At 53.2% G+C, this 16,842-nt stretch carries 18 protein-coding genes and 1 pseudogene; 12 read left to right on the top strand and 7 right to left on the bottom strand.

Going from position 1 to position 16,842, the window contains the following annotated elements:
* From Q7J88_RS01965 to Q7J88_RS01950, 4 genes are all read left to right on the top strand, one after another.
* Positions 1-350, top strand: a 350-nt coding sequence (locus Q7J88_RS01965; protein WP_303720469.1) for a hypothetical protein, incomplete at its 5' end; no start/stop codon positions are given.
* 188 nt (positions 351-538) lie between these two features.
* Positions 539-937: a hypothetical protein gene (locus Q7J88_RS01960; protein ID WP_303720468.1), complete on the top strand. Its 399-nt coding sequence runs from the start codon at positions 539-541 to the stop codon at positions 935-937.
* Between the two features lie 304 nt (positions 938-1,241).
* On the top strand, positions 1,242-2,375 hold the full coding sequence (locus Q7J88_RS01955) for an alkaline phosphatase (RefSeq protein ID WP_303720467.1): 1,134 nt from the start codon (positions 1,242-1,244) through the stop codon (positions 2,373-2,375).
* A gap of 544 nt (positions 2,376-2,919) precedes the next feature.
* A complete protein-coding gene (locus tag Q7J88_RS01950; RefSeq protein WP_303720466.1) occupies positions 2,920-3,177 on the top strand; it encodes a hypothetical protein in 258 nt (85 codons plus the stop codon).
* Here Q7J88_RS01950 and Q7J88_RS01945 read toward each other — a convergent pair.
* From Q7J88_RS01945 to Q7J88_RS01925, 5 genes and pseudogenes are all read right to left on the bottom strand, one after another.
* Positions 3,106-3,460, bottom strand: a pseudogene (locus Q7J88_RS01945) (transposase); the annotation flags it as partial. The gene Q7J88_RS01950 and the pseudogene Q7J88_RS01945 overlap by 72 nt on opposite strands.
* Positions 3,461-3,663: 203 nt before the next feature.
* Positions 3,664-4,431: a DUF4350 domain-containing protein gene (locus tag Q7J88_RS01940; RefSeq protein ID WP_303720465.1), complete on the bottom strand. Its 768-nt coding sequence runs from the start codon at positions 4,429-4,431 to the stop codon at positions 3,664-3,666.
* Positions 4,432-4,634: 203 nt separating this feature from the next.
* On the bottom strand, positions 4,635-5,426 hold the full coding sequence (gene znuB, locus Q7J88_RS01935; RefSeq protein ID WP_303720464.1) for a zinc ABC transporter permease subunit ZnuB: 792 nt from the start codon (positions 5,424-5,426) through the stop codon (positions 4,635-4,637).
* A complete protein-coding gene (gene znuC, locus Q7J88_RS01930) occupies positions 5,416-6,168 on the bottom strand; it encodes a zinc ABC transporter ATP-binding protein ZnuC (RefSeq protein WP_303720463.1) in 753 nt (250 codons plus the stop codon). The genes znuB and znuC overlap by 11 nt, the downstream gene beginning before the upstream one ends.
* A gap of 10 nt (positions 6,169-6,178) precedes the next feature.
* A complete protein-coding gene (locus Q7J88_RS01925) occupies positions 6,179-6,667 on the bottom strand; it encodes a Fur family transcriptional regulator (protein ID WP_303720462.1) in 489 nt (162 codons plus the stop codon).
* A 92-nt stretch (positions 6,668-6,759) separates the two neighbouring features.
* On the opposite strand from Q7J88_RS01925, the gene Q7J88_RS01920 reads away from it, so the two are divergent.
* Positions 6,760-7,683 (top strand): zinc ABC transporter substrate-binding protein, encoded by a 924-nt coding sequence (locus Q7J88_RS01920; protein ID WP_303720461.1) that lies wholly within the window; start codon positions 6,760-6,762, stop codon positions 7,681-7,683.
* 54 nt (positions 7,684-7,737) lie between these two features.
* Here Q7J88_RS01920 and Q7J88_RS01915 read toward each other — a convergent pair whose 3' ends face one another.
* Together Q7J88_RS01915 and Q7J88_RS01910 are read right to left on the bottom strand one after the other, a co-directional pair.
* Positions 7,738-8,241: a histidine phosphatase family protein gene (locus Q7J88_RS01915; RefSeq protein ID WP_303720460.1), complete on the bottom strand. Its 504-nt coding sequence runs from the start codon at positions 8,239-8,241 to the stop codon at positions 7,738-7,740.
* Positions 8,238-9,815: a Ppx/GppA phosphatase family protein gene (locus Q7J88_RS01910; protein ID WP_303720459.1), complete on the bottom strand. Its 1,578-nt coding sequence runs from the start codon at positions 9,813-9,815 to the stop codon at positions 8,238-8,240. Before Q7J88_RS01910 ends, Q7J88_RS01915 begins: the two co-directional genes overlap by 4 nt.
* A gap of 114 nt (positions 9,816-9,929) precedes the next feature.
* On the opposite strand from Q7J88_RS01910, the gene Q7J88_RS01905 reads away from it, so the two are divergent.
* The 7 genes from Q7J88_RS01905 (at position 9,930) to Q7J88_RS01875 (ending at position 16,841) form a co-directional block, all read left to right on the top strand.
* A complete protein-coding gene (locus Q7J88_RS01905; RefSeq protein WP_303720458.1) occupies positions 9,930-10,097 on the top strand; it encodes a hypothetical protein in 168 nt (55 codons plus the stop codon).
* Positions 10,098-10,287: 190 nt separating this feature from the next.
* Entirely contained in the window at positions 10,288-12,435 is a 2,148-nt protein-coding gene (gene ppk1, locus Q7J88_RS01900; protein WP_369681949.1) for a polyphosphate kinase 1, read from the top strand.
* Positions 12,436-12,548: 113 nt separating this feature from the next.
* Positions 12,549-12,857 (top strand): 50S ribosomal protein L21, encoded by a 309-nt coding sequence (rplU, locus tag Q7J88_RS01895; RefSeq protein WP_303720456.1) that lies wholly within the window; start codon positions 12,549-12,551, stop codon positions 12,855-12,857.
* A gap of 12 nt (positions 12,858-12,869) precedes the next feature.
* Positions 12,870-13,124 carry a 50S ribosomal protein L27 gene (rpmA, locus tag Q7J88_RS01890; protein ID WP_303720455.1) on the top strand — a complete coding sequence of 85 codons (255 nt, stop codon included), beginning with the start codon at positions 12,870-12,872 and terminating at the stop codon, positions 13,122-13,124.
* Positions 13,125-13,341: 217 nt separating this feature from the next.
* Entirely contained in the window at positions 13,342-14,391 is a 1,050-nt protein-coding gene (obgE, locus tag Q7J88_RS01885; protein ID WP_303720454.1) for a GTPase ObgE, read from the top strand.
* 51 nt (positions 14,392-14,442) lie between these two features.
* Entirely contained in the window at positions 14,443-15,585 is a 1,143-nt protein-coding gene (gene proB, locus Q7J88_RS01880) for a glutamate 5-kinase (RefSeq protein ID WP_303720453.1), read from the top strand.
* The gene (locus Q7J88_RS01875) at positions 15,585-16,841 is read left to right on the top strand and encodes a glutamate-5-semialdehyde dehydrogenase (protein WP_303720452.1); all 1,257 of its coding nucleotides are present in this window, start codon (positions 15,585-15,587) and stop codon (positions 16,839-16,841) included. The genes proB and Q7J88_RS01875 overlap by 1 nt, the downstream gene beginning before the upstream one ends.
* The last annotated feature ends 1 nt before the right edge of the window (position 16,842 follow it).

Raw genomic sequence — 16,842 nt, 5'->3', positions numbered from 1 at the left:
TGTCTGCCACCCTCATCCAGGCATCGGTGTTTTTTATCGCAGATAGGAATAACTTCAGTGGAACGAAAATGACAACAACACAATTTGTCTCTCTGGCAGCTTTTATCCTTCCGACTTATATCTCTGTCAAATTCAATGTAAGAGGCATCATTTATGGGGGATTGTGCTTATGGGCATCCTTTATAGGAATTTTTTTTATCTTTGATAACCCAGAAGGACTGGGTTGGATTGGGTCCATTTTCTGGATTTTAGTCGGATGGCCAATAGGAATTTTTTACTGCACTCTAGCTTCATTGTTGATAAATCTGCTGATCAAGTTATTTCGTGCCATTACTAAGCCCCGCCGGTGACCGTGGCTTTATGGTTTTTGAGTCTCAAGGCTTTATATTTAAGCAAACTAGCTTAAAACCAAGACTTGCTCTATTTTGGGCGAATGAGTAGAAGTTACGAAGCAATGGAGATATCGTAAAGCTGTTATGCATCTATCGATTGCAATAGAAGGGAAATGTGTCTACTGAACCCGATAAAGGAGCACGACATGCCGCATTTACAGTTTGAAATCAATCGAAGCCTGAACGATGACGAAAAAATATCTTTTTCAAAAGATGTACGACAACTTTTTTCAAGGGTCATGGATACTGGCACAGACCATATCTGTATTTCGATTCGTGAATTCAGTACGCATAGCTTATCAATTGGCCGAGCAACTGATCCGAAAAGTGGAGTTGCGGTGGTCAATGCAGACATTCGCCAAGGGAGATCTATAGGTCAGCGACGAGAGCTAACACTAGGTTTTATGGACTTGATGCATAAGCACTGGGGTGTCAAAAAAGAACAGATGTACGTCACCCTCACTGAACACAAAGGGGAGGATTTTCACTTGCTGGAAAAGTATCTGGCAAGTTGGCAAGAAGGTGAAGATCCTTTAGCAGATTAATGCAAAGGGATAATTCCCACTAAGTAGCAATCTACAGCTCAATTGTGTCGGCGCGTTGTCGCCGCTTATCGCGTACTGTTGAGGGTTCTGTCTCAAATATCGTAAGTTTCAAGATGAATGCCTCTGGATTTTCGGAGGCATTTCTCGTTACAAAACTCCATATATTTAAGATTGCAGTCAGCTTTTCTGTTTTTTTAGGGGTCGTAATGCTCACGGTTTCAGGCCCAAAAACGTTCGTTGTGACAATGCGATATCATTTATGAACCGCTATCGAAAACTATAAGGAGTCTGATAGAATCAGAACATGAATACTAACCGTCACAATCGATTGAAAAAATGTATAGAACATAGCTGTCTATTCTTACTTCTTTGCTTTTTACTGTTTATTACAGGAGGTAGTGGAGGTGGGGAAGAAAGTGGATCTAGCGATATCAGATATCCCATAAATGTTATTCTGCTTATTGGAGACGGGATGGGATATGAGGAGGTCCGTGCTGCAGGCATGTATGCTAATGGTAACGCTGGCACATTGTTTTTTGAAAACTTTCCTATTCAAGGCTCCGTAACGACTTCAAATGTAAGCGGTGAGGTTACAGATTCCGCAGCGGCAGGGACAGCAATGGCCACCGGAGTCAAAGTGGATAATGGGGTCATTTCTCAGCTGATACCTGGTGACGGGTTAGACCTTGAAACAATTCTTGAATTAGCTAAACAGTTAGGGGCCAGCACAGGGCTGGTAACGACCACTACGATCTCACATGCGACACCAGCAGCATTCGGAGCTCATGAACCTAATAGAAGTAATTATGCTGAAATTATTTCTGATTATTTGACAGGATCTCACCCAAATGTTCTTTTTGGTGGCGCTCAATATATTGCTCCCAATACTGCCATTTCAGCAGATTACACTGTTGTCGAAAATTATGATGAACTAGTTGCTTTGGATACAGAGTCAGAAAACATGGTATGGGGCCAGTTTGGTGAAACTCATTTACCCTATGAATTTGATTCTTTTGGAATATTCCCTCATCTTTCAGAGACAACGTTAACAGCCTTGAAAATTTTAGATAATGATCCTGATGGTTTCTTCCTAATGGTTGAGGGAGGTCGGATTGATCATGCTGGGCACAGTAATGATATACAGAGAAATATTTTTGAAACTATTGAGTTTTCTAATGCCGTTCGTGTTGTATCGAACTGGGCAACGGGGCGTGATGATACATTGATCATTGTGACGGCGGATCATGAAACTGGTGGCTTGCAAATTATTTCAAATAATGGTCTAGGTACTTTTCCTGATGTAACTTGGTCAACAACCGGACACACAGGTCAGGATGTCCCAATATATGCGTGGGGGCTTAATGCCGACTTACTTGACGGGCATGTTGATAATACTGAAATCTATTCAGTGTTGAACACGACTCTTTATGGAGACTGATTTACTCTTCACCAAATTAATTCAACTTAAAATGTCCTGTATTTCTTTAGATGAGATTTGAACTATCCGTGCTTTACGCCACAACAGCTTTCGGATCAACTTAGGAATACAGTTAAAACTATCGATTTAAAAAAGACACCGGTAAACCTAGACAATTGAATCGAGGCTTCTTAAATTTTATGTCTCGAATATCGTGAGTTTTTGAAGAACCGCCACCCCATTTCATATAAGGTGGTGGTTTTGCATCATAATAGGTGGCGAGTTTCACTCAATAATCCCCGGTGGGTTTCACATCATAACGGGTGGCCGCATTGGGCAATAATATGCAGTTCTCGATTGGCACTAGCATGCGGGTCATCTGTTCCAGGGGCGCTACAAGGCGATCCTGAGCGCCCCGGAAATGCACCTGCTGAATCTGGTGCGCAAAGTCCTCCTAGCCCTGGTTTGCAATAATCTGGAGAGCGACCCGATACGTTAGCCCTAGTCGAGTCACCGTGCCTACTGCGGTAGCGAGAAGGTGATTTGGCTGTCGCTGGATAAGCCGATGCAGCAGATGGAAGAGTCCGGTATCAAAGCATTGATGCGTTTTCACGCTTACGCCAATGAGGGGGTGGAAAAAACTTCCGCTGTCGATTTCAGTCATGGTGGCGAGTACGGTCCACGGGTATTCGGTTGCGATAAAGTTTGTGCGCGAGGTTTTCTTATATATGTTTTTCAGGGAGTTTTCTGTTCAAGCAGGTACTGGACTGGGATAGCGGCAACGTGGGGATGTGGCGCTAATAAATGCTCTGATCCGCCTTAGAAGAGCTGAACCTTTGCCATTGCCCTTCTTTTTCTCAGGTTTGCTAAGCAGTAGAGCTATCTTTTTCATGTTCTGACAGGCGGCCGACAGCAAACACTGCTCTTATGCACGCAATAGCCCCGCATCCGGATGTAGCGGTGGCCGTGGAGTTGCTTGGCATTGGCAAAACTGAGCTCAACGGTTTCTTTGCGGTGTTCGTAGAGCGCTTTGCCGGATTTGGTCTTACGGTGTGAATCGGCTTTATCCCGATAACCTCCCAGACATGGCGGGTGACGGTTTTGACCTGTTGTACGTCCTCGGTACCTTGCCCAAGAAATCGTACGCTATGGCAGAAAGAGGCAGAATAAGAAATAAAAACAGCAACAGCGAGCCTTTCATTTGAATTGCGAATCCGTTCTGTTCTAGGTCTGGTTACGATCTATTCAATGTAGCCCAGAACGGTCGCAAGGTAAAATGAATTACGGCGCAGTAAAATAGCGCTTGCGGTCAGATTTCGACCAGTTGACGGCTGTCCGGTTTTAGCCAGTTGGTGAGGTTTTCAGCCAGCTTTTTGTTGCCACCACGCAAGAACTGGTTCTGAAAGATGGCATCATCGCCAAACACCACGAAACTGCCTCGTCCAAAACTACCGGAGACCGCGACCGTAAAGGCATCTACCAGATCCGCTTGGGTAAGCTTCTTGTCACGGTCCATGTCGACCCAGGCCTCTGGACTACTGCTGGCGAGCGGTTTGCTGTTTTGCTCGGTCGCACGCAGAGGCCAGCCGCCGTAGATGTTGAACTGCTGCAAGCCGTCGGTCAACTGGTGGCTTTGAAAATGGCTGACTGCAAAGTCGATGCTTTTGCCATTTGGCTGGTTAGGCTTTTCGTTAATGACCCGGTTACCGACCTCAACCCCCAAACTGTTCAGCAGGGGAATCAGCGGTTGGCCGATATGGACCATGACCGCCAGTTTTCCGCCTTGACGCAGATAATCCAGAACCGCTGAGATCTCCTCGGCTGCCAAGGGACTAAAGGCTCCGGAAATGATCAAGGCATCAACACCGGCCAAGGTGCGGGCGCTGAGCGGCTCCCTGGTCTGGCTGACGTACCAGCCCTGCTGATGGAAGGTTTCCGCCAGGGATCCCAGCTGCAGTGGACCTTCCTTTTCAATGACGAAGACCTGACGGTGACCTTGGTCGAACAGCAACTGTGGGTTCTCAGCCAGAGCGGAACAGGGGATGAGCAACAAACAAAGTAAAACGAAATAATGCATAACGGCCCTCCTTGATAGGTGACAATTTTGGTTATAATTGAGGAACGCAGGGAAAGTGTCAAGAAGTTTTTTGTTTTCAATAGCATTCCGGCCCGCTGGTCTGGGTCGAAATCGTTTGCTGCACGGAGTCTATTTTCTGTCGCCGCAGATTGGCAATGTGAAAGTTTTTACCGAACAGTCTCTGCGGCGTTTAGTGGAGAGACTTAGCCTGCTTTTTTCGGTGACACCAAGCTGAGGACAAAAATCAGGCAGGCCGCGACCACGATTGATGGCCCAGTGGGCGTGTCGTAATAAAAAGACCCCAACAGCCCTCCGCCGACAGAGAGGCAGCCTATCAGGCTGGCTGAAATCGCCATAATTTCTGGATTACCGGCAAATCGTCGTGACGTCGCCGCCGGGATGATCAAAAGGGAAGTAACCAGCAGCAGGCCAACCACTTTCATCATAACCGCTACGGTCAAGGCTATCAGCGCCAGAAAGGTCCAGTTAATCCGGTCAACCGGTACCCCTTCGACGCGGGCCAAATCTTCATGAATCGTGATCGCCAGTAGCGATTTCCATAACAGGGTCAGCCCCAACAGGGCCACTCCACCACCGCCGAAAATCCACCAGAGATCGCTGGTTGAGATGGCGAGGATGTCGCCGAACAGATAGGCGATTAGATCGACCCGAACATCCTCCATAAAGGCCAGCGCCACCAAGCCGAGTGAGAGTGCTCCGTGCGAGAGAATGCCGAGCAGGGTATCGCTGGCTAAGAGTCTTTGTCGCTGGCTGCAGAAAAGCAAAAGTGCCAGCAGCTGGCAGATGACTAGGATGCCCAGAGTCAGGTTGATCCGCAGCAGAAAGCCGAAGGCGACACCGAGCAGCGCCGAGTGAGCTAGGGTGTCGCCGAAGTAGGCAAGACGACGCCAGACGACGAAAGATCCGAACGGTCCGGCGACCAGGGCTACTCCAAACCCGCCGAGCAGGGCGCGCAGCAGAAAATCATCTAGCACAGGGTCCTCCTTTACAGCAGTTGCCGCAGTTGTCGTGGCGATGGTTCGGATCGTGGCTGTAGACCGCCAGCTGTTTGACCGTTTGGGGACCGAACAGGTCGAGGTAGGCGGGGTCGTTGGTCACTGCTTCAGGGGTGCCGCTACAGCAGATGTGTTGATTGAGACAGATGACCCGGTCAGTGGCCGCCATCACTAGGTGCAGATCGTGGGAAACCATCATTACCGCACATTGACGCTGCTCGCGAATCCGGGTGATCAGCTGGTAGAGTTCTGTCTGTCCATGAACATCGACCCCCTGCACCGGCTCGTCGAGGACTAGCAGGTCGGGGTCTCGCATCAGGGCACGCGCTAACAGTACCCGTTGCAACTCTCCGCCGGAGAGACTCTGCATTTGCACATCGAGAACGTGGACGGCCCCGACTTCCTGCAATCGTGGAACAACCTGGTCGCGTTGCTTTTTGCCGACCATGCTCAAAAACCGTTTCACCGTTACCGGGAAGGTTGGGTCGAGATGCAGCCGCTGCGGCATATAGCCGATGCGGATATCCGGTCGGCGTATCACTTGACCTGAGGTTGGCTGCAGCAGGCCTAAAGCGATCCGCACCAAGCTGGTTTTGCCGGCCCCATTCGGGCCGATAATGGTCAGGATTTCGTCGCTTTTGAGCTGCAGGCTGACCTGATTCAGGATCTGGCGTTGTCCGATGATCAGATCGATATTGGTGATGTCCAGCAGGGTATCCATTTCGCCTCACTCAGTCTGTGCTGCGGCATTCGGAGCAAACGCCCATGATTTCGATGGTTTGACGGGAGGGCTTAAAGCCTGAAACAGCAGCACTTTGATTGATCGTCTCGGTGATCTCCGGGATGTCCAGTTCTGCCAGCGCGTGGCAGGATTCGCAGATCAGAAACTGGCCATCGTGTGTCCGGTTCGGGTAACTGCAGCCGACGTAGGCATTGAGCGAAGCGATCCGGTGAACCAGACCCAGCTCGAGCAGAAAATCGAGGGCACGGTAAACGGTTGGCGGCGCAGTGTGCTTCTGCTGCTGTAACAGGTGGAGCAGATCGTAAGCGCCGATTGGTTTGTGTTGTTGCCAGACCAACTCCAGCACCTGGCGGCGGATGGTTGTAAAACGTTTGTTCTGTTGCCGGCAGAGATGTTCGGCCTGTTGCAGCGCCCGATCGATACAGGCTTGATGATCATTTTCGACGCAGTTAAAAACTGCCTGGAATGTCGGGGGCATAAATTACTCTGCAGCTCTTGATTTTTGATAATGTTACATTATAACGTTTCAGGAATACTCGTCAAACCCTCCGCAAAGCTCAGGTGCTTAAAATGAAAATTGTTCTTCTTTTATTCTGTACGTTTTTTGTCAGCCAGGTCGCCTGGAGTGAAGAACCGCAGGTGGTGGTCACTATCAAGCCGATCCATTCGCTGGTTGCCGGGGTGATGCAGGGAGTAGCTGAACCTCAGCTGTTGATTAAGGGTGGCGGATCCCCACACGGCTATGTCCTTCGCCCTTCTGAAGCCCGGGCCTTGGCAAAGGCCGATCTGATTGTATGGGTGGGGGATAGCTTGGAAAGCTTTCTCGAAAAGCCGCTTTCCAGCTTGGGGCGCAACGCGAGACAGCTGGAATTGATGACTGTGTTGGCGCCATTGCTGCTGCCTATACGAGCAGGGGGGAGTTGGGAGGGACATGCCCACGAGGTTGAAATGGTACAGGAACATCAGGCCCACGCAGGACAGCAGCTGAACCCGCATCTATGGCTCAGCCCCAAATTGGCCAAACAGGTTGTCGAAGTGACGGCAACAGTGCTCAGCGAAATCGATCCACCGCATCAGGGGGCCTATCGGAAGAATGCCGAACGGTTATTTGAACGGCTTAAACAGCTGGACGAACGCCTGCGGGCCGAGCTGGCACCGGTTAGCGAAGTCCCCTATCTGGTGTTTCACGATGCCTACCAGTATTTTGAAGCCGTCTATCATTTGAACGCGGTCGGCTCGGTGACCATTGATGCGGAACGCAAACCGGGAATCAAGCGGTTGCTGGAGATGCGTGACAAAATTCGGCGGCTGAACGCCCGCTGCGTGTTCAGCGAGCCGCAGTTCGAACCGAAGCTGGTGGCGACGATTATCGAGGGCACGGGAGCGCGAACCGGGGTGTTGGATCCCCTCGGGGCAAAATTGTCACCCGGGCCGGAGAGCTATTTTCAGCTGTTGGATGCCCTGGCGGATAATCTGGTGCGCGGCCTAAGGTAGTCAGGGTAGTCAGGGGTGATGGTTTGTTGAGCAATATGTGGTTGCTGGGCCATCCTAACTTTCTGGGTGATTTCTTTTCGGGTAATCGTATAGCAGGAGTTGGCCACAGTCTTCTGCTGCGTCGGCCCAACGGTCGATTGCTAACTCCAGGTCCAGCAGACCGCAGGTCGGTAGCCAATCGGGGGCGTCTTCGGTAAACCATTCGCCCAATTCGGAAAAACCGGGGTTGTGGCCGATCAGCATGACATGCTCCTCTTCGTCGGCCAGGCCTTTGACTAGATCCACCAGTGTCGCTAGGCTAGCTTCATAGATTTCCTCGCGGAGCAGGATTTCGTTTTCCGGGTAATTGATCTGCTTGGCGATTTTTTTTGCCGTTTTCCTGGCCCGCTCGGCGGGGCTGCAAATCAACAGATCGGGATTGCAACCGCGACCGGCCAGGCGTTGTCCCATGAGGGAGGCGGCTTTTTGACCCCGCTCATTCAAGGGACGATCGAAATCGGTGCTGGCACCGGAATGCCAGTCTGATTTGGCGTGACGGATCAGGGTCAATTTTTTCATGGCGATATCCTGCTGTTAACAGTGATCTGACAGTTGAACGCCTCTTTGAAGAGGTCACCTTTGCTTTGCGCTCCGTAAGCTTCGACCGAAAGATCGCCGGCCCCGGTCAGTTCCAGGCGCAGCCAATCGTTGTTCAGTTGACAGTTTAGTTCTTTGACCTGTCGATTGCGGCGTCGATCAAGTCCGTCAGCGAGGCGTAGAATGCCGCCAAGCTTGCGGACCAGCTGCTGGTCTTCGCTGCAGAGGGGAGCAAAATTTCCATGCCCCTTTTTCGGTTTTGCCTTGCGGTGGTAACGGGCTAGGTTGGCGATGATTTCCCGCTCACGCGGGGTAAAACCGAACAGGTTGGCGTGACGGATCAGGTGGTAGGAATGTTTGTGATGCTGGTGGTAACTGATGAAGTAGCCAGTGTCGTGCAGCAGGGTGGCCGCTTCCAGCAGCTCTCGGTCTCGCTCGGTCAGATCATGTTCTGTTGCGACGACGTTGAAAATTTGCAGAGCCAGACGGCAAACCTGTTCGGCATGCTGTTCGTCAAAGCGGCAGGAACGGGCAAAGTCTAGTACCGAGCTGCGCCAGTCGCGTGGCTGGTTGCTGTCCGGCAACAGGCCGTGCTTCTGCAGGCTCTGCAGAATCAGTCCCTCCCGAATCCCCTTGGCGTTGATGCGCAACAGGTTGGTTTTGCTCCTGCGCATTATTTCGTCGGTGAGGATCATTCCGGCGAGAATGATATCGGCGCGTTCGGGGTTGAGTCCCGGTGTGTTCTGCCGTTCTTGCTGGTCTTTGCGGGCCAGCATCGCCAGCAGGTGGATGATTTCGGAGTGCAGCACTTCGTAGCGATGGACCGATTCGTACTGCTCGCCGCGTAGCGCCATCACCATCGCGCCGATATTGGTCATCGTGCCACCGGAGCCGACCAGGCAACTGACCGGCAACCCCTCACCGATGCCAGCTTTTTTGAGGTTTTTGCGGATATGCTTGCGCAGTAATCTCAGCTCGGCTTCGCGGGGTGGGTCGCTGTGGAGAAATGTTTCCGTCAGGAACACGGCGCCCAACTCCAGCGAGGTGACGGTTTCGGTGTGGTGGCCGGAGGCGATGACGATTTCGACGCTGCCGCCGCCGATGTCAGCCATGGCGAAGCGCTGCTGTTCCATGGCGAAGTTGTGATTCACGCTTAAAGTAGCCAGCTCGGCTTCGATTTCTCCATCGATGACCTCGATTTCGAGGCCGGTCGCGGTTTTGACGGCCTGCAGGAACTCCTGTCGATTGCTTGCCTTGCGTACAGCGCTGGTGGCGACCACCTCGACCATCGATGCGCCCAGCCCCGAAACGATGCCACACATCCGCTGCAGAGCCTCAATGGCACGCTGCTGGGCTGCCGCCGAGATACAGCCGCTCTGGTGAAGCCCTTCGCCGAGTCGTACCTGGGCCTTTTCATCATCCAGAATGCGGAAACCTTCCTGCGGGTCGACTTCAACAACGATACAACGAAAGGAGTTGGTACCGATGTCAATGGCTGCTAAGCGGGGCAGGGGCGCCGCAATGGTGTGGGGCATTCTGTCGAGAGGGTCTTTCATGCTGGCGCCTGCAGTTGGGGCTTGTTAAGTGCAACTAAAGTGGTTAGGATTTGGTTCTGGTATTATAATTAATATAAAGTATATACGAATCTGGATTAATTTTCTGGAGGTGTTATGGGCTGCTTCAAGGGTGCATCAGAAGTCAAAAAGAAAGATGCCAAATTTGAATGTGACAAATGTGGCGCCCAAACCGATAAAAAAGGGCATGTCTGCAAGCCGGTGAAAATTGCCGATGCAAAAAAATCAGATCGCAAAGACAAGCATGGCAAAAAGAAAAAATAACCCTTCCCGCTGTCTACCCTTTTTCAACCGATAAATCGATCCCAACGCTCATCGTCCGCTCAAATTTGTCAAATAATAGTTTCCCGGCTATGCTTACTCTTTATGCTGGGAGGATATGGAAGTGGCCGATATAATTGACTTGGCACCAGATCAGGAAACAGTGGAAACAGGACTGCCGAAGGGGACTGCTGTGGCGGAAGAAGCTGGGATTCAGTACGATTTAAATGATCCGTCGCTCTATTTCAATCGGGAGCTGACCTGGCTGGAGTTTAATCGCCGCGTCCTGTTCCAGGCCTCCGATCGACGCAAGCCGTTGTTGGAGCGGGTCAAGTTCATGGCAATTTCCGGGTCGAACCTGGATGAGTTTTTCATGAAGCGGCTTGGTGGTTTCAAGCAGTTGGTCGCCGCCAATGTCCAGGAACCCTCCGTCGATGGACGGACCCCGCAACAGCAGCTGGATGAGTGTAGTGCCGATATTCACAGATACCTGCGGGAGAAGGAGCAGGTGTTCGACGCGCTGGTCGAGGATTTGGCCAAGGCCGGAATCGATATTGTTCATTATGTCGATTTGAGCAGCGAGGAACAGAAACAGGTTCGCGATTATTTCTACGACAACATCTTCCCGCTGGTGACCCCACAGTCGGTCGATCCGGCCCATCCCTTTCCGTTTATTTCCAATCTGTCGCTCAACCTGCTAGTGTCCCTGCGTTATCCAGGAGAGCGGGGGGAGTCGTTGGCACGGGTCAAGGTTCCGGTCGGGGCCGGTGCCAACCGTTTTCAGCAGGTCAGCGAAGGGTCTCGCTATGTGCCCTTGGAGGAGGTGCTGGAGCACAATCTTGATCTGCTGTTTCCAGGGATGGAGATCCTCTCCTGTGAGCTGTTCCGGGTGACGCGTAACGCCAATACCAGTGAGGAAGAAGAACACGCCGACGATCTGATGGAAATGATCGAAACCGCGTTGCATCATCGCAAGTTTGCGCCGATCGTGCGGATTCAGGTCGAGCCGGATATCACCCCGCTGCACCGGGGAAGGCTGGCGGCGGAACTTGGGTTGCACGCTGAGCAGGATGTTTACATCTCCAACTGCATGCTCGGCCTGCGCGATCTCTGGGAACTCTACCGGCTGGAGTTTCCCGAGTTAAAAGAGACGCCGCATCACCCGATTGATCATCCGTTGCTCCCCAAGGGGCGTAACATCTTCCACATCATCCGCGATCAGCGAGCGATCCTTTTGCAGCATCCGTACGAGTCGTTTTCCTCTTCTGTGGAGCGATTTCTTTACGAGGCGGCCACCGATCCGAAAGTGCGCGGCATCAAGATGACCCTTTACCGCACCGACCCAGGCAGCCGGATCGTCGATTACCTGATCCGCGCTGCCAAGAACGGCAAACAGGTGGCGGTAGTCGTTGAGCTGAAGGCCAGCTTCGATGAGCAGGCCAACATCATGCTGGCCAGCCGCATGGAAGAGGCCGGAGTGCATGTTACCTACGGGGTGGTCGGGCTAAAGACTCACGCCAAGGTAATTCTGGTCATCCGCCAGGATTTCAAGGGCCTGCGTCGTTATGTGCATATCGGCACCGGCAACTATCATCCCGGCACGGCACGACTTTACGCCGATTTGGGCCTGCTGCTTTACGATAAGGATGTCGGCCGTGACGCGACTGAGCTGTTCAACTATCTGACCACCGGTTTTACGCCGAAGCGCAACTATTCAAAAATGCTGCCGGCGCCGAAGATTCTGAAAAAGGCGCTGCTGGGAAAAATCGAGCGGGAGATTACTGTACATAATCAGGGGCAGCCGGGGCTGATGCGGATGAAGATGAATGCTCTGGAGGATATCGATGTCGTGAAGGCCTTGTACCGGGCTTCCCAGGCGGGGGTGCGGGTCGAACTGCTGGTGCGTGACAGCTGCCGGGTACGGCCCGGACTGCCAGGGCTGTCGGACAACATCCGCGTGATTTCGATCATTGGTCGTTTTCTGGAGCATGCGCGGGTCTTTTATTTCCGTAATGGTGGCGACGAAGAGTTTCTGATCGGTTCGGCCGATGTCATGCGGCGGAATCTCGAGAATCGGGTCGAAACGTTGGTGCCGGTTCCACCGGGCCCTTTATGTGAGCAGGTCCGCGAACTGCTCGACTTGCAGTTTGATGACCGGGTTTCCGCCTGGGAGTTGCAAGCAGACGGTTGTTATCTTCTGGTCAACCCGAATGCCCGCAAAGGGCAGGATGGCTGCCAGGAGAAGCTGATCAAGCTGGCAGAAAAGCGGCAGCACGAGGTACAGCGTCTGCGCAAGCGCAAGTCGCGCCAATCGGGAGAGCGGAATCTGAAAAAACGCTGAAGGGATGGGCAGTTTTCTGCTTGACTCTGTTGGCGGCTGTCGTTATAGTGCTCCGTCGCAGCGCTATCGGTGCGTCTGCGGTTTGTTAATTATGTCGATAGGAGATACGTAACATGTATGCGGTGATCAAGACCGGAGGAAAACAGTACAAAGTTTCCGAAGGCGACCTGCTCAAGGTCGAAATGATCGGCGGTGCAGTCGGTGAGACTGTAGAGTTCGATCAAGTCCTCATGGTCGGTGGCGCAGAGGTTAAACTCGGAACACCTCTCGTACCAGGTGCCAAGGTAAAGGCACAGATCGTTGCCCAGGAAAAAGACAAGAAAATTCTTGTTTTCAAATCCAAGCGGCGCAAAGGGTATCGTAAGAAATACGGCCACCGTCAACCTGTAACCCGACTCAAAGTCGCGGCGATTGAAGCTTAAGGAGGCGATCAAATGGCTCATAAGAAAGCTGCCGGTAGTTCCAAGAACGGCCGCGATAGTGCTGGTAAGCGCCTCGGGGTCAAACGGTTTGGTGGTCAGGAAGTGACCGCCGGTTCCATTCTGGTTCGCCAGCGTGGCACCACTTTCCACCCCGGCAACAATGTCGGTTGTGGAAAGGACTACACCCTGTTCGCGCTGGTCGACGGCGTGGTCAAGTTCGAGACCAAGGCTAAAGGGCGTAAGCAGATCAGCGTTTACGCTGCCTAAGTCAGTCCGAAAGAAACAACCGGAGAAACCCGACAGTCAGCAGGCTGTCGGGTTTTTCTCATTTCGGGGCGATTGAAAAAGGAGCATCTGCTGCGTTACGCTCAATTTTCTTCGCTCAAGTAGAGTAGCTACGGTTCAACTAGGAAAATTTGCAAGCCTTGCATCCGCCCCTTTTGAAAGCGCTTTCACCTGGGGTGGCTGAGAATAGAAGAAAATTATGAAGTTTGTAGATCAGGTCAGAATAGAAGTCAAAGCAGGAGACGGTGGCCGCGGCTGCCTGTCATTCCGCCGGGAGAAGTTCATTCCCCACGGTGGACCCGACGGTGGCGACGGCGGTAAAGGGGGCGATGTATACTTTATTGTCGACTCCGGGATGTCGACCCTGCTTGATTACCGTTATATGAGCCACTATAAAGCTAAAAACGGGGCGCCGGGTATGGGGAAGAACATGCACGGCAAAAACGGTGAATCCCTGGAGTTGCGGGTGCCTCCGGGAACCCTGGTTTTCGATGATGAGACCGGTGAGCTGCTGACTGATTTGACCGATCCGGACCAGAAAGTCCTGTTTCTTGCCGGTGGTCAGGGGGGGCGCGGCAACGCGCGTTTTGCGACCAGTACCAACCGTGCACCGCGGTACACGCAGCCGGGAATCCCGGGAGAGGTCAAGCAGCTGCGCCTGGAATTGAAGCTGCTCGCTGATGTCGGGTTGGTCGGATTGCCGAATGCCGGCAAATCGACGCTGATTTCGTCGGTATCGGCGGCCAAGCCGAAGGTCGCCGATTACCCCTTCACCACCTTGGTGCCGAACCTCGGCGTGGTTCCTTACGGCGGCTACAAAACGATGGTGATGGCTGATATCCCAGGGTTGATTGAGGGGGCCAGCGAGGGGCATGGCCTCGGTACCCGTTTTTTGCGACATGTCGAGCGGACCGACCTGTTTCTGCATCTGGTCGACCTGACCTGCATGCAGGAGGGTGATCCCTTTGATAATTTTCAGATGATTAACAATGAGCTTTTTAAATATGATGACAGTTTGGCGCAGAAGCCGCAGCTGGTGGTGTTGACCAAGATGGATGTGCCGGAGGCGAAAGAGTTAGCTCGGGAAATGATGATGCATTTCGAATCGCTTGGCTATCCGGTGTTTCCGGTTTCGGCCGTGACCGGCGAGGGCTTGAAGGAGTTGGTCACCGCAGTCGGTAATGAGTTGGACCGGCAGCGAGAGGAACAGGCTGCAGCGCAGCTTGACAGTGAAGAGGGCAGCGGCTAGGCTTTCGCAGTTTACGTACCTATTCTTTTTTGTTTGAAGGTTTGAGGGAATATGCGCAACGCATTGCTTTCCCATGTAAAACGGGTTGTGATCAAAATCGGCAGTGGCGTCATTTCGACGCTCAAGGGGCTGGAAGAAGAGCAGGTTGCGGCGATCTCGCGGGATGTTTGCGAGCTGCTTGATCGTGGTCTGGAAGTGATCCTGGTTTCTTCCGGAGCTGTCGCTGCCGGCAAGGGGCAGCTCGGTGTCAATGGCCGACCGCAGACCATTCCACAGAAGCAGGCGGCTGCGGCCATCGGACAGACCCGGATTATCCGCGAGTACAAAGAGGTTTTCACGGCCAAGGGGCACAATGTTGCCCAGGTTCTGTTGACCCGCGATGATCTGTCGAACCGCCGTCGTTACCTGAATGCGCGTAACACCATGATGACTCTCCTCGAGTACAAGGTTACGCCGGTAGTTAACGAGAACGACACGGTGGTGGTCGAAGAGATCCGTTTTGGCGACAACGATAACCTGTCGGCTTTGGTTGCCAGCCTGGTCGAAGCTGACTTGCTGATCATCCTTTCCGATGTCGATGGCCTCTACGACAGCAACCCGGCAGAGAATCCGCAGGCAGAGCTGATTCCGGTAGTCGAGCGGGTGACGGCAAGGATCGAGGCGATGGGGGGCGGCAGCAGCGGGGTGCTCGGCACCGGCGGCATGGTGACCAAACTGAAAGCGGCAAAAAGGGCGGCTTTGAGCGGGGTCGGTACCCTGATCGTCAATGGACGTAAGCCGCATACTCTGCAACAGGTTTTCGATGGTGAAGAGGTCGGTACCTATTTTCTGCCGGCGCAGTCGAAGTTGACCGCCAAGAAGCACTGGATCGCTTTTTCCAAAAAACCACGTGGCAAGCTGCTGATCGACGAAGGTGGTCAGCGGGCGCTGGTCAAGGGGGGGAAAAGTCTGCTGCCTTCGGGGATCTGTGGCGTCGATGGCGGTTTCGAACGGGGTGACGCGGTGCGGCTTTGTGATCGTGACGGCAAAGAGTTCGCTCGCGGAGTGGTGGCCTATTCATTGGCCGAAACTCTGCAAATCATGGGCAAGCAGTGCTCCGAGATCGAAAAGATTCTGGGCTATAAATATCGCGATGAAGTGGTCTACCGGGACGATCTGGTGCTGACCATTGATGGTGATGAGGAGGTCGAGTAATGAGTGTACGTGAAGAGATGCTGGAGCTGGCGATCGAAGCGCAAAAGGCTTCGCGGCAGATGGCGATTCTGTCCTCCGGGGTGAAAAACGAGCTTTTGCTAAAGATGGCGACTGCGCTGGAGACGGCTGAGGGAGAGCTGCAGCAGGAAAACGAGAAAGACCTGCAGGCTGCCCGTGAAAAAGGGATGGCGGCGGCGATGGTTGATCGGCTGGCGCTGACCCCGGAGCGAATCAAGGCGATGGCTGATGGCCTGCGAGAAGTCGCCGCCCTGCCCGATCCGGTCGGCGAGGTGACCGGAATGTGGCTGCGGCCGAACGGCATCCAGGTCGGCCGGCAGCGTATTCCGCTCGGCGTGATCGGCATCATCTACGAGTCACGCCCCAACGTGACTGCCGATGCCGCCGGCCTCTGCCTGAAAAGCGGCAATGCCGTAGTGCTGCGTGGCGGCTCCGAGGCGATTCATTCGAATCGGGCGATCGGTACAATTCTGCAGCAGGCGATGGCTGAAATGGGGCTGCCAAAGGCGGCGCTGCAGGTGGTCACCACCAGCGATCGTAACGCAGTCACAGAGCTGCTCAAGCTGGAGGACCAGATCGATCTGATCATCCCGCGTGGCGGCGAAGGGCTGATCCGCTTTGTCTCGGAAAATTCGCGTATTCCGGTAATCAAACATTACAAAGGCGTTTGTCACACCTACGTCGATAGGGCGGCAGACCTGCAGATGGCGGAAGACATCTGTATTAACGAAAAGGTTCAGCGTCCCGGAGTCTGCAACGCGATGGAGACCCTGCTGATCCATCAGGAGATCGCGGCCACCTTCCTGCCGCAGATTGCTGCGGCGATGCGCAAAGAGGGGGTCGAATTGCGCGGCTGCGAGAAATCGCTGCAGATCGTTCCGGATCTGACTCCGGCGACCGAAGCGGACTGGCCGGCCGAATACCTGGAGCTGATTCTGGCGGTGCGGATTGTCGAGAGCTACGAACAGGCCAAGGAACATATCGAAGCCTACGGCTCGCTGCACACCGAGGTGATCGTCACCAACGATTACGCCCTGTCACAGCGCTTCCTGCGCGAGATCAACTCGAGTGTGGTGATGGTTAATGCTTCGTCCCGTTTCTCCGATGGCAACCAACTCGGGTTGGGGGCCGAGATCGGCATTTCGACCACCAAGCTGCATTCCTTCGGGCCGATGGGGCTGGAAGACCTGACTACGCGCAAATTTGTCGTTCTGGGGAACGGGCAGATTCGCAGCTGAT

The sequence above is a fragment of the Malonomonas rubra genome (assembly GCF_003247215.1).
In the GTDB taxonomy this organism is placed as follows: Bacteria; Desulfobacterota; Desulfuromonadia; order Desulfuromonadales; family Geopsychrobacteraceae; genus Malonomonas; species Malonomonas rubra_A.
This window is presented reverse-complemented; position numbering and strand designations above follow the sequence as displayed.